Raw genomic sequence first — 12,245 nt, forward strand, 5'->3', positions numbered from 1 at the left:
GCCGAGGTGCTGCGGCGTGAGCGACGAGGTCAGGCCAGCAGCTCGGCGACCTTCTCGGTCACGAGGTCGGCGACGCCTGCGACCGGCACCTGCACGGGCTCGCCGCCCTGGCGCGGGCGCACCTCGACGACGCCGTCCGCGAGCCCGCGGCCCACGACCACGACGAGCGGGGCACCCAGGAGCTCGGCGTCCTTGAACTTCACGCCGGGCGAGACCTTGGGCCGGTCGTCGTACAGGACCTCGACGCCGCGCGCCGAGAGCTCGGCCGTGAGCGACGCGGCGGCCTCGAAGACCGCCTGGTCCTTGCCCGTGGCGACCACCTGGACGTGCATGGGGGCCACGTGCGCGGGCCACGCGAGGCCGGCCTCGTCGTGGTTGGCCTCGGCGAGGGCGGCGAGCGCGCGCGTCACGCCGATCCCGTACGAGCCCATGGTCACGACGACCTGCTTGCCGTTCTCGTCGAGGACCGTCAGTCCCAGCGCCTGCGCGTACTTGCGTCCGAGCGCGAAGATGTGGCCGATCTCGATGCCGCGCGCGAGCTCGAGCGGACCCGAGCCGTCGGGCGCAGGGTCGCCCGCACGGACCTCGGCGGCCTCGATCGTGCCGTCGGCCGTGAAGTCACGCCCGGCGACCAGGTCGAACACGTGCTTGCCGTGCTCGTTGGCGCCCGTGATCCAGCGGGTGCCCTCGACGACGCGCGGGTCCAGGAGGTACCGCACGGCCGAGTGCGACGACGCGGGGGTCTTGCCCTCGGCGGGCACGGTCACCTGGAGGCCCTGCGGGCCGAGCACCTCGGGGCCGATGTAGCCCTTGACGAGCTCGGGGTGCGCGGCGAAGTCGGCGTCGCCCGCGGGCTCGACCTCGGCGGGCTCGACCGACGCCTCGAGGCGCTTGAGGTCGACCTCGCGGTCGCCGGGCAGGCCCACGACGAGCACCTCGCGACGCCCGTCGGGGTGCGTGAGCGCGAGCACGACGTTCTTGAGCGTGTCGCCTGCGGTCCACTCGCGGTCGGGGCGCGGGAAGCGCTCGTTGGCGAGCGCGACGAGCGAGTCGATCGTCGGGGTGTCGGGGGTGTCCTCGACGTGCGCAGCGGGCGCGTCGTCGTAGGGCAGGGCCTCGGGCACGGGCGTGACGACGGCCTCGACGTTGGCCGCGTAGCCGCCGGGCGAGCGCACGAACGTGTCCTCACCGATCGCGGTCGGGTTGAGGAACTCCTCGCTGCGCGAGCCACCCATGGCGCCGGACGTCGCGGCCACGATCACGTACTCGAGACCCAGGCGCGTGAAGATCCGCTGGTAGGCGGCGCGCTGGTTCTGGTACGAGGCCTCGAGCCCCTCCTCGGTCACGTCGAACGAGTACGCGTCCTTCATGATGAACTCGCGGCCACGGATGAGGCCTGCGCGCGGACGTGCCTCGTCGCGGTACTTCGTCTGGATCTGGAACAGCGTGAGCGGCAGCTCCTTGTAGGACGAGTACATGTCCTTGACGAGGAGCGTGAACATCTCCTCGTGCGTGGGAGCGAGCAGGTAGTCGCCGTCCTTGCGGTCCGTGAGGCGGAACAGGTTGGCGCCGTACTCGTCCCACCGACCCGTGGCCTCGTAGGGCTCGCGCGGCAGCAGCGCAGGGAAGTGGACCTCCTGGCCGCCCGCGTCCTCCATCTCCTCGCGGACGATCGCCTCGACCTTGGCGAGCACGCGCAGGCCCAGCGGGAGCCAGGTGTAGATGCCAGGAGCGGCACGACGGATGTAGCCGGCGCGCACGAGGAGCTTGTGGCTCGCGACCTCGGCGTCGACCGGGTCCTCGCGCAGCGTCCGCAGGAACAGGGAGGTCATCTTGAGGGGCTTGACGGGGGGACCGACCACCCGGCTGGAGGCTGAAGACATGGGCCCGATCCTACCGTCGCGCGATACGGCGCCCGGCAGCGGCCCCGCAGCGGCCCCAGGTGGCCCCCGGGCACCAGCCCCCGGCGGTGCGCGTCCGCGCGGGAGCGGGCACCATGGAAGCGTGCCCGAGCTGCCCGAGGTCGAGGCGCTCGTCCGGTTCCTCGACGAGCGCGCGACCGGTCACGTCGTCGTCGCGGCCGACCTCGCCTCGATCGTGGCCCTCAAGACGTTCTCGCCTCCCCTGTCGGCGCTGGTCGGAGGCACGGTCACGGGTGCGTCGCGGCACGGCAAGTGGCTCGACCTCGGGGTGCGTCCCGCGACCGCGGGCGCCGGGGCGGGCGGGACGGCCGGGGGCGGCGCTGGCGCCACGGGCACAGCGCCCGACGGCGAGCTCCACCTGGTCTTCCACCTCGCCCGGGCGGGCTGGTTGCGCTGGTCGGAGGACGCGCCGACCACGCCCGTGCGCCCGACCTCGAGCCGGGGCGGGGTGCGGGCGGTCCTCGCACTGCGGGTCCGCTTCGACGACGGCTCGGGGTTCGACCTGACCGAGGCGGGCACGCGCAAGCGGCTCGCGGTCCACGTGGTCCACGACCCCGCCGAGGTGCCCGCGATCGCGACCCTGGGCGTCGAGCCCCTCGGGCCCGACTTCACGCGCGCCGAGCTCGCCCGCCTGCTCGCGGCACGCAACCAGCAGCTCAAGGGGTTGCTCCGCGACCAGCGGCTCATCGCGGGGATCGGCAACGCCTACTCCGACGAGATCCTGCACGCCGCCAGGACGAGCCCGTTCCGCCTGACCCGCAGCCTCGAGGCCGACGACGTGGCCCACCTGCACGCCGCGATCCGGGACGTGCTCTCCGAGGCCGTCGCGACGTCGTCGGGCAGGCCGGCCGCCGAGCTCAAGGACGCCAAGCGGCGCGGGATGCGCGTCCACGGGCGCACGGGCGAGGCCTGCCCGGTGTGCGGGGACGTCGTCCGCGAGGTCTCGTTCGCGGACCGCAGCCTGCAGTACTGCGCGACGTGCCAGACCGGCGGGCAGGTGCTCGCCGACCGGCGCATGTCGAGGCTGTTGCGCTGAGGACCGGCGGCCGTCCTCAGAAGAGGACGGTCGCGAACGTCCCGACCTGCTCGAACCCCACGCGACGGTACGTCGCGAGCGCACGCTCGTTGTACGCGTTGACGTAGAGCGAGACGACCGGCGCGATCTCCCGTCGCGTGATCTCCACGACCGCGGCCATGCCCGACTCCGACAGGCGGCGCCCGCGGAGCTGAGGATCGACCCACACGCCCTGGACCTGCGCGACCGCGGACGTGACCGCGCCGAGCTCCGCCTTGAAGGCCACGGTGCGCTCGGGCAGGGCGACCGCGGCGAGCGGGTCCCTGTCCCCGTTCGGCAGCGACGGCGCGGGCACCCCGCCCGCGAGCCGCACGAACGAGCGCCCCGAGGTGATGAGCCCGCGCACGCGCTCGGCGTACGCGTTGCCGCCCGCGGCGACCGGTGAGTACCCGACCTCCTCGACGAACATGCGCACGCACGCGGGCAGGACGAGCGGGAGCTCTGCGGGCACCGACCGGCGGACCAGGGGGTCCGGCTCGACCTGGGGTGCGCGGTCGATCATGAGCGAGGGCTGGTCGTCGCGCACGTCGCGAGCCGCGGGCCAGTGCTGCGCCAAGCGGTCCCACAGTCCGAGCGCGGCCGCGCGCTCGCCCACGATCGACGAGGCGCGGCGACCGAACCGGCGCGCCAGGGCCGCGAACGCGTCGAGCGCCTGCGCGTGCTCGGCACCGCCCACGGGGACGACGGGCACCAGGTTGGCCCCCGCCCAGCAGATCGCGAGCAGCGGTCCCTGCGCGGGGAAGCCCCACACCTGTCCGCCGCTCTGCGACAGCCGCGGCGCCTCGACGATCCGCGAGGCGGCCAGGACCGAGCCGACCGGGTCCAGGGCGCACACCGCGAGCGCGGCCGGGACGTCCGCGTCCGTCAGGACCCGAGCGGCCTCCGGCCGGGACCACGGCCCCGGGGGGTGCCAGCGCGCCATCGCCGCAGGCTCAGCCGACGGTGACGACCGGCGGACCGGCCTGTGCGTCGTTCTCCGGCGTCATGGTCTCGGCGATCCGCATCGCTTCCTCGATGAGCGTCTCGACGATCATCGACTCCGGCACCGTCTTGACGACCTCGCCCTTGACGAAGATCTGCCCCTTGCCGTTGCCCGACGCGACACCGAGGTCCGCCTCGCGGGCCTCGCCCGGGCCGTTCACGACGCAGCCCATGACCGCGACGCGCAGCGGGACCTCCATGCCCTCGAGTCCCGCGGTGACCTTCTCGGCGAGCGTGTAGACGTCCACCTGGGCACGACCGCACGACGGGCACGAGACGATCTCCAGCTTGCGGGGCCGCAGGTTGAGCGACTGCAGGATCTGGATGCCGACCTTGACCTCCTCGACCGGCGGGGCAGACAGCGAGACACGGATCGTGTCGCCGATGCCCTTGCTCAGCAGCGCGCCGAAGGCCGTCGCCGACTTGATGGTGCCCTGGAACGCCGGGCCCGCCTCGGTCACGCCGAGGTGCAGGGGCCAGTCACCGCGCTCGGAGAGCAACTCGTAGGCCCGCACCATGACGACCGGGTCGTTGTGCTTGACCGAGATCTTGAAGTCGTGGAAGCCGTGCTCCTCGAACAGCGACGCCTCCCAGACGGCCGACTCGACGAGGGCCTCCGGGGTCGCCTTGCCGTACTTGGCGAGCAGCCGCGGGTCGAGCGACCCGGCGTTCACGCCGATACGGATCGAGGTGCCCGCGTCCGAGGCCGCGCGAGCGATCTCCTTGACCTGGTCGTCGAACTTGCGGATGTTGCCCGGGTTCACGCGCACCGCGGCACAGCCCGCGTCGATCGCCGCGAACACGTACTTGGGCTGGAAGTGGATGTCCGCGATCACGGGGATCTGGGACTTCTTCGCGATCGCGGGCAGCGCGAGCGCGTCGTCCTGGCTGGGCACCGCGACACGCACGATGTCGCAGCCGGACGCGGTCAGCTCGGCGATCTGCTGGAGGGTCGCGTTGATGTCCGTCGTCGGCGTCGTGGTCATCGACTGGACGCTCACGGGGGCGTCGCCGCCGACGTCGACCTTGCCGACCTTGATCTTGCGCGTCTTGCGGCGCGGCGCGAGGACCGGCGGAGGTGCTGCTGGCATGCCAAGGCTGATGGGTACGCTCACGGACCTAGTATCCCCCGCCCAGCACCCGCACCGTGCCCAACGGCCCACCCCGCCCCGCTCCGCACGCGACTCTTCGCGAGATCTTCACCGTGCCGGTCAGGTGATCCGGACCGGGTTGACGATGTCCGCGTAGATCAGCAGCAGCCCCATGCCGAGCAGGACGACCCACATGGCCAGCCCCAGCGGCACGAGCCTGGCCACGTCGGCGTGCGGCGGGCGCGGCAGCCCCCGGACCTTGGCGACCTGGCGCTTGGCGCCCTCGTAGAGGGCTCCCGCGATGTGCCCGCCGTCGAGCGGCGGGAGCGGGATGAGGTTGAAGGCGAACAGCGCGATGTTGAGCGAGGCCAGCAGGCTCAGCATGGTCGCGACCTGCCCCACGAGGTCCCCCTCGCCCGCGTCCAGGAGATCGGCCGCCACGATCGTGACCCCGACCGGGCCGACGGGCGAGCTGGGGTCGCGTGCCTCGTCGCCGAACGCTGCCTGACCGATGTCGACGAGCCGTGCGGGCAGCGAGACGATGATCGCGGCCGTGCCGCTCACCTGCTGCCAGATGGCCTCCGGGACCGCCGACAACGGCTCGGAGACGCGCTCCTGGGTCGGCGCCACCCCGACGTACCCCGTGGGGCGGAGCACGAGCTCGCCCGCGTCGTCGCGCACGTACTGGCCGTCGTCGCCCACGACCGGTCGCTCGACCTCCGCCGGGGTGATCTCGAGCGTGGTGCGCTCGCCGTCGCGCTCGACCACCACGGGCACGGTCTCCCCCGCAGCGCCCGTGATCTTGCCGACGAGCGAGTCCCACGACGTGACGGGCTCACCGTCGAACGAGACGATCGTGTCGCCCGGCTCCAGGCCCGCCTCGGCCGCCGGCGTGAGCGGGTCCTCGGCCGTGCACTCGTAGTCCGCGGGGGCCGAGGCGGGCGTGACGCACTGCGGCACGAGCCCGACCGTCGTGGTCGCCTGCGGCAGACCGATGCCGACCAGCACGATCGTCATGAGCACGAACGCGATCACGAGGTTCATGAAGGGCCCGCCGAACATCACGACGATCTTCTTGGGCACCGAGAGGTTGTAGAACGCGCGCGGTTCCTGGCCGGGGAGGATCTCCTCGGCGCTCATCTCGCGAGCGTCCTGGACCATGCGCCCGAAGAACCCGTCCGACTGCTTCTTGCCCGCCGGGGCCGGGGGGTACATCCCCACGAGCCGCACGTAGCCGCCCAACGGGATCGCCTTGACCCCGTACTCCGTCTCACCCTTGGTGCGAGACCACAGCGTGGGGCCGAACCCCACGAAGTAGTGGCTCACGCGCACGCCGAACTTCTTGGCCGGGACCATGTGCCCGACCTCGTGCAGCGCGATCGACACCAGGATGCCGACCAGCACGACGAGGATCGCGATCACCGCGGTCATGAGATCTCCGTTCGGGGAGGCTGTGGGGTCCGGGAGGACTCCAGGACGAGTGCGAGACGGTCGGAGGGCCTGGACGGACCACCACGGACCGGACGGGGCGAACCTACCGCCGATCGCTGGACGATGCCTGAGACCGACCGTGCTCCCTGAGACGCCTTCCGCGTGAGCACCTCAGCGCTGCGCCAGGATCTCGTGAGCCCGGGCACGGGCCCACGTCTCCGCCGCCGTCACGTCGTCCAACGAGACCGCCGCTCGCGAGGTTCCCTGGTGCTCCCCGAGGACGCGCTCGACCGTCGCGACGATGTCCAGGAACCCGATGCGGCCCTCCAGGAACGCCGCGACGCACTCCTCGTTCGCTGCGTTGTACACCGCAGGGTGCGTCGCGGAGGCCGACGCCGCCTCGCGGGCGAGCCCCACGGCCGGGAAGAGCGCCTCGTCGAGCGGCTCGAACGTCCAGGCCGTCGCAGCCGTCCAGTCGCACCCGGCGGCCACCTCCCCCAGGCGATCCGGCCAGCTCAGCCCGAGGGCGATAGGAAGCCGCATGTCCGGGGGCGAGGCCTGCGCGATGGTCGAGCCGTCCACGAACTCGACCATCGAGTGGACGACCGACTGCGGGTGCACGACGACCGCGATCTCGTCGGTCGGCACGTCGAACAGCAGGTGGGCCTCGATGAGCTCGAGTCCCTTGTTCATGAGCGTCGCGGAGTTGATCGTCACGACCGGGCCCATGGCCCACGTCGGGTGCGCGAGCGCCTGCTGCGGTGAGACGGCCTTGACGTCGTCGCGGGCCCACCCGCGGAACGGTCCCCCGGACGCCGTCAGCACGAGCCGACGGACCTCCTCACGGCGCCCCGAGCGCAGGGCCTGCGCGATCGCCGAGTGCTCCGAGTCGACGGGGACGATCTGGTCGGGACGCTGCCTCGCGTCCTGGACGAGGACTCCACCCACGACGAGGGACTCCTTGTTGGCCAGCGCGAGCGTCGAGCCCGCACCCAGAGCAGCGAGCGTGGGACCGAGCCCCACCGACCCCGTGATGCCGTTGAGCACGACGTCCGACCCCGCCCCCGCGAGCTCGGTCGCGGCGTCCGGGCCGACCAGCACGTCGACGGGCCGACCCCCCGCACGCTGAGCCCGGGCTGCCAGGGCGGCCTCGACCTCGGCGGCTCGCGCAGGGTCGGCGACACCCACGCGCTGCACGCCGAGTGCCATCGCCTGCTGCGCGAGCAGCTCGGCGTTCGCACCTCCGGCCGAGATCGCGTCCACGCGGAAGCGGTCGGGGTGACGGGAGATCACGTCGATCGCCTGGGTGCCGATGGATCCGGTCGACCCGAGGAGGGTCACGCTGCGCAGACTCATGGGGACATCCTCCCAGGTGCGGGGACGGCCCGAGGCGCGCGACGGCGTCGGGCGGGCCTCACGCGGGCGTCACTCGACGCCGAGCAGCACCTCGATGGCCCGGGCGAAGAACGCGTCCACGGGTCCCTCGGCATAGCCGTCCTTGCCGCGACGACGAGCGAACGTCGCGCTGCGGATCTCGGCGGCCGTGATGGGCTCCTGGCGGTCGAAGTACGCCACCAGGCGGTCGCACAGGTCGTCGACGTCGTCCATGTCGTAGCCCGACTCGCCACGGCCCGCCGGAGCGAAACGCTCGCCGTCCGGACGTCCCAGGCGGCCGTACAGGCTGCGCGCCCGCTCGGCCAGCGCGTTCATCCAGGCCTGCTGCCCGTTGACCGCGACGTACTCGGCGCGCTGGCGGGCGATGAACGCGCCCTCCAGGCGGTCGAGGGCCGCGTCGACCTCGTGGGTGTCGTACCCGCCACGGACCAGGTCGAACATCGAGACCTGGATGTCCGTGCTCGTCAGGCGCTCGGGCTTCTTGCCCTCGTAGACCTGACGTGCGTGGTCGAAGAACTCGTCCACCTCTTCGGGGTCGTACCCGTTGCGCACCTTCGAGACGGTGCTGAACAACGCACTCACTCTTCCTCCTCGGCTGCCAGCTGTCCGCACGCACCATCGATGTCACTGCCGCGTGTGTCACGAATAGTGGTCGGAATCCCGTGCCCGCGCAAGCGAGCGACGAACTCGTCCTCCACGTCGCGCTCGCTCGCGGTCCAGATCGACCCCGGCGTCGGGTTGAGCGGGATGGGGTTGACGTGCACCCAGCCCGAACCGCGGGCCGTGAGCTTCTCGCCCAGCAGGTCCGCGCGCCAGGCGTGGTCGTTCATGTCCTTGATGAGCGCGTACTCGATGCTGACACGCCGGCCCGTGACCTCGAAGTAGTTGCGGGCAGCGTCCAGCGTCTCGTCGACCGACCACCGGGTGTTGATCGGGACGAGCTCGCTGCGCAGGTCGTCGTCCGGGGCGTGGAGCGAGAGCGCGAGCGTGACCGGGATGCCCTCGGCCGACAGCTTGTTCATCGCCGGGACCAGGCCCACGGTCGAGACGGTGATGTTGCGCGCCGACATGCCCAGGCCCTCGGGGGCCGGGGCGATGAGCTGACGGATGGTGCCCATGACGGCCTTGTAGTTGGCCATGGGCTCGCCCATGCCCATGAAGACGAGGTTGTTCAGCCGGGCCGGGCCGCCGGGGATGTCACCGTCGGCGAGCGACTTCGCGGCCGAGCGCACCTGCTCGACGATCTCCGCGGTCGACAGGTTGCGCGTCAGGCCGAGCTGGCCCGTCGCGCAGAACGGGCACGCCATGCCGCAGCCGGCCTGGCTCGAGACGCACAGCGTCGACCGGTTCGGGTACCGCATGAGGACCGACTCGACCTTCGCCGCGTCGAAGAGCTTCCAGAGCGTCTTGACGGTCGTCCCGCCGTCCGCCTGCATCACGCGCGCCGGGGTGAGCAGCTGCGGGAACAGGTTCTCGACCAGCAGGTCGCGCGAGGCCTTGGGCAGGTCCGTCATGTCCTCCGCAGCACTCGTGTAGTGCGCGTAGTAGTGCGTCGCGAGCTGCTTCGCGCGGAAGGGCTTCTCGCCCAGCTCCACGACGGCCGCCGTCCGTTCCTCGGCAGAGAGGTCGGCGAAGTGACGCGGGGGCTTCCCGCGGCGGGGTGCCGACATGACGAGCGGCAGCGGCTTCGATTCGACGGACGGGCGAACAGACATGGTGGATCCAGAGGTTGGAACGGGTGGAACAGGTCAGAGCAACCACGCTCCGGTGCGGACCGGGGCGAGCGTGCGAGCGTGCCGGGGCGTTCTCACGCGGACCGGCACGCACGCGGGCGATCGGGCCCTGCCTCCCCTCGCGGGGACCGTCTCAGAGCGAGACGGACAGCAGCAGGAACACGAACGGGGCAGTCAGGAGCATGGAGTCCAGGCGGTCGAGGACACCTCCGTGCCCCGGCAGGAGGGACCCCATGTCCTTCAATTCTAGGTCGCGCTTGATCATCGACTCGGCCAGGTCCCCCACGGTGGCCGTGAGCGGCACCATGACACCCAGCGCGACACCGATCACGGGGCTCGCACCGAGGCCGTAGACCGCTCCCACGACGCCGACCGCGGTCGCGAGCACGAACGAGCCCGCCAACCCCTCCCAGCTCTTCTTGGGACTGATCGAGCGTGCCAGCGGGTGCCTGCCGAACAGCACGCCTGCCACGTACCCGCCGACGTCGTTGGCGACCGCCAGCAGGATGAACAGCAGGACCTGGATCCGTCCGTTCTCCGGGTTCGCCAGCATCATCATCACGAACCCCGCCATGAACGGCAGGTACGCGGTCGCGAAGGTGCCGGCCGCGGCGTCCCGCACAGCCGCCGTGCCCGAGCCGTCGATCACCCGCCAGACCACGACGCCCGCCACGGTCAGCACGAACGAGACCATGAGGGCCTCAGGGCCGGCGTAGTACGACGAGATCAGGATCCCCGCCGCGCCGACCAGGAGCGGCAGGAGCGGCAGGTGGATGTCGCGACGCAGGAAGGCCTGCTTCAGCTCCCAGAGGGCGGCACCCACCGCTGCGATCGCCAGCAGGACGAACGGCTCGGGACGGAACCCCAGCGAGGCCCCCACGACGAGGAGGAGCCCGACGCCGACGGCGATCGCCTTCGGCAGGTCGCGCCCGGCCTTCGGCGTACGCCGGGGCTCGGACGCGACAGCATCACGTGTCATCGGTGCGTTCGGCGTTCTGCATCAGACCTCGAGGAGCTCGCTCTCCTTGCCGGCGAGCAGCGCGTCGATCGTGTCGACGTGGCTCTTGGTGAGAGCTTCGAGCTCCTTCTCCGCACGCGTTCCCTCGTCCTCGCCCGCGTCGCCGTCCTTCACGATGCGGTCGAGCTGCTCCTTGGCACGGCGACGGATGTTGCGTACCGAGACGCGGGCGTCCTCGGCCTTGCCCTTCGCCAGCTTCACGTAGTCGCGGCGACGCTCCTCCGTGAGGACGGGGAGCACGACACGGATGATGTTCCCGTCGTTCGACGGGTTGACGCCCAGGTCCGAGTCACGGATAGCCTTCTCGATCGCCGACAGAGCGGTCTTGTCGAAGGGCGAGATGACGATCGTCCGCGCCTCGGGCGTGTTGAACGAGGCGAGCTGCTGGAGGGGCGTGGGGGCCCCGTAGTACTCGACCGTGATCTTGTTGAACATCGCGCCACTCGCACGTCCCGTGCGGATGTTGGCGAAGTCCTCCTTGGCGACCTCGATCGCCTTGTCCATCTTCTCTTCGGCCTCGAGGAGGGTCTCGTCGATCACCAGTGCTCCTTCGTCGTGCGTTGCAGGGCTTGCCGTCCTGTGCGCCGTGGGGGCGCACCGGGACGCAGCGCGCCCCGGGTCGTGCGTCGGTCGTCCAGTCAGCTCGTGGTGACCAGTGTCCCGATATTGTCCCCCAGGAGCGCGCGGGTCACGTTGCCCGGGTCTCCCATGCCGAAGACGCGCATGGTCACGTCGTTGTCGCGGCACAGGCTCAGGGCCGTGGCGTCCATGACGGCGAGGTCACCCACGAGCGCGTCCGTGTAGGTGAGGTGGTCGAGCTTGACCGCGTCCGGGTTGGTCCGCGGGTCCGCGCTGTAGACGCCGTCGACACCGTTCTTGCCCATGAGGACCTCCTGGCAGTGCGTCTCGAGGGCGCGCTGGACCGAGACCGTGTCGGTCGAGAAGTAGGGCATGCCCGCGCCCGCCCCGAAGATGACGACGCGCCCCTTCTCCATGTGGCGGATGGCGCGCAGCGGGATGTACGGCTCGGCGACCTGACCCATCGTGATGGCGGTCTGCACGCGCGTGTCCACGCCGGCCTGCTCGAGGAAGTCCTGGAGCGCGAGGCAGTTCATGACCGTGCCCAGCATGCCCATGTAGTCGGCACGCGCGCGGTCCAGGCCGCGCTGCGAGAGCTCGGCCCCACGGAAGAAGTTGCCGCCGCCCACGACGATCGCGACCTGCACGCCCTGGCGCACGGCCTCGGCGATCTCGCCCGCGACGCGCTGGACGACGTCCGGCGCCAGGCCGATCTGTCCGCCTCCGAAGGTCTCACCGGAGAGCTTCAGCAGAACTCGTCGTACCGGGTTCGTGGTCTCGATGTTGTCGCCCATGTGCAGCGCCACCTGTTCTTCGTCGTTCCGAGCTCCCGAGGTCTGCCCCAGGACGTTCCGAGGACGGTGCTGCGCAAGGTCCCCGGGGTGTTGCGTGGTGCGCCGGGACCTGGCCGCCTTCGGGGTGGTGCTCGCCGTCGGCGGGCTCGCCTGTGTGGTCGAGGTGTGGGCCGGGCTCCGCTTCGACGTGGTCGGGCTCCTGCTGGCGCTCGGCGCGGCCTGCTGC

General features: G+C 71.5%; 11 protein-coding genes. 1 reads left to right on the plus strand and 10 read right to left on the minus strand.

Going from position 1 to position 12,245, the window contains the following annotated elements; genetic code table 11:
• Positions 1-29: 29 nt before the first annotated feature.
• Positions 30-1,883 (minus strand): proline--tRNA ligase, encoded by a 1,854-nt coding sequence (locus tag ACFWFR_RS12045; RefSeq protein WP_377623124.1) that lies wholly within the window; start codon positions 1,881-1,883, stop codon positions 30-32.
• A gap of 121 nt (positions 1,884-2,004) precedes the next feature.
• Here ACFWFR_RS12045 and ACFWFR_RS12050 point away from each other — a divergent pair, with 121 nt between their 5' ends.
• Complete coding sequence (locus tag ACFWFR_RS12050) at positions 2,005-2,958, plus strand: Fpg/Nei family DNA glycosylase (RefSeq protein WP_377623125.1); 954 nt, start codon at positions 2,005-2,007, stop codon at positions 2,956-2,958.
• 16 nt (positions 2,959-2,974) lie between these two features.
• Here ACFWFR_RS12050 and ACFWFR_RS12055 read toward each other — a convergent pair whose 3' ends face one another.
• From ACFWFR_RS12055 to pyrH, 9 genes are all read right to left on the minus strand, one after another.
• Complete coding sequence (locus tag ACFWFR_RS12055) at positions 2,975-3,919, minus strand: GNAT family N-acetyltransferase (protein ID WP_377623126.1); 945 nt, start codon at positions 3,917-3,919, stop codon at positions 2,975-2,977.
• 10 nt (positions 3,920-3,929) lie between these two features.
• The gene (gene ispG / locus ACFWFR_RS12060; protein WP_191805698.1) at positions 3,930-5,069 is read right to left on the minus strand and encodes a flavodoxin-dependent (E)-4-hydroxy-3-methylbut-2-enyl-diphosphate synthase; all 1,140 of its coding nucleotides are present in this window, start codon (positions 5,067-5,069) and stop codon (positions 3,930-3,932) included.
• 120 nt (positions 5,070-5,189) lie between these two features.
• On the minus strand, positions 5,190-6,500 hold the full coding sequence (locus ACFWFR_RS12065; protein WP_191805699.1) for an RIP metalloprotease: 1,311 nt from the start codon (positions 6,498-6,500) through the stop codon (positions 5,190-5,192).
• A gap of 171 nt (positions 6,501-6,671) precedes the next feature.
• Entirely contained in the window at positions 6,672-7,856 is a 1,185-nt protein-coding gene (dxr, locus tag ACFWFR_RS12070) for a 1-deoxy-D-xylulose-5-phosphate reductoisomerase (protein ID WP_377623127.1), read from the minus strand.
• A 69-nt stretch (positions 7,857-7,925) separates the two neighbouring features.
• Positions 7,926-8,477: a DivIVA domain-containing protein gene (locus ACFWFR_RS12075; RefSeq protein WP_056648692.1), complete on the minus strand. Its 552-nt coding sequence runs from the start codon at positions 8,475-8,477 to the stop codon at positions 7,926-7,928.
• Complete coding sequence (gene rlmN / locus ACFWFR_RS12080; protein WP_056648690.1) at positions 8,474-9,610, minus strand: 23S rRNA (adenine(2503)-C(2))-methyltransferase RlmN; 1,137 nt, start codon at positions 9,608-9,610, stop codon at positions 8,474-8,476. Before rlmN ends, ACFWFR_RS12075 begins: the two co-directional genes overlap by 4 nt.
• Positions 9,611-9,761: 151 nt before the next feature.
• Positions 9,762-10,607 (minus strand): phosphatidate cytidylyltransferase, encoded by an 846-nt coding sequence (locus tag ACFWFR_RS12085; protein WP_191805701.1) that lies wholly within the window; start codon positions 10,605-10,607, stop codon positions 9,762-9,764.
• Between the two features lie 21 nt (positions 10,608-10,628).
• Complete coding sequence (gene frr / locus ACFWFR_RS12090) at positions 10,629-11,186, minus strand: ribosome recycling factor (RefSeq protein ID WP_191805702.1); 558 nt, start codon at positions 11,184-11,186, stop codon at positions 10,629-10,631.
• 98 nt (positions 11,187-11,284) lie between these two features.
• Positions 11,285-12,019, minus strand: coding sequence for a UMP kinase (gene pyrH / locus ACFWFR_RS12095; protein WP_191805742.1), 735 nt, complete (start codon positions 12,017-12,019; stop codon positions 11,285-11,287).
• Positions 12,020-12,245 lie beyond the last annotated feature (226 nt).

Source organism: Oerskovia sp. NPDC060287 (genome assembly GCF_042726775.1).
Taxonomy (GTDB): Bacteria; Actinomycetota; Actinomycetes; order Actinomycetales; family Cellulomonadaceae; genus Oerskovia; species Oerskovia merdavium.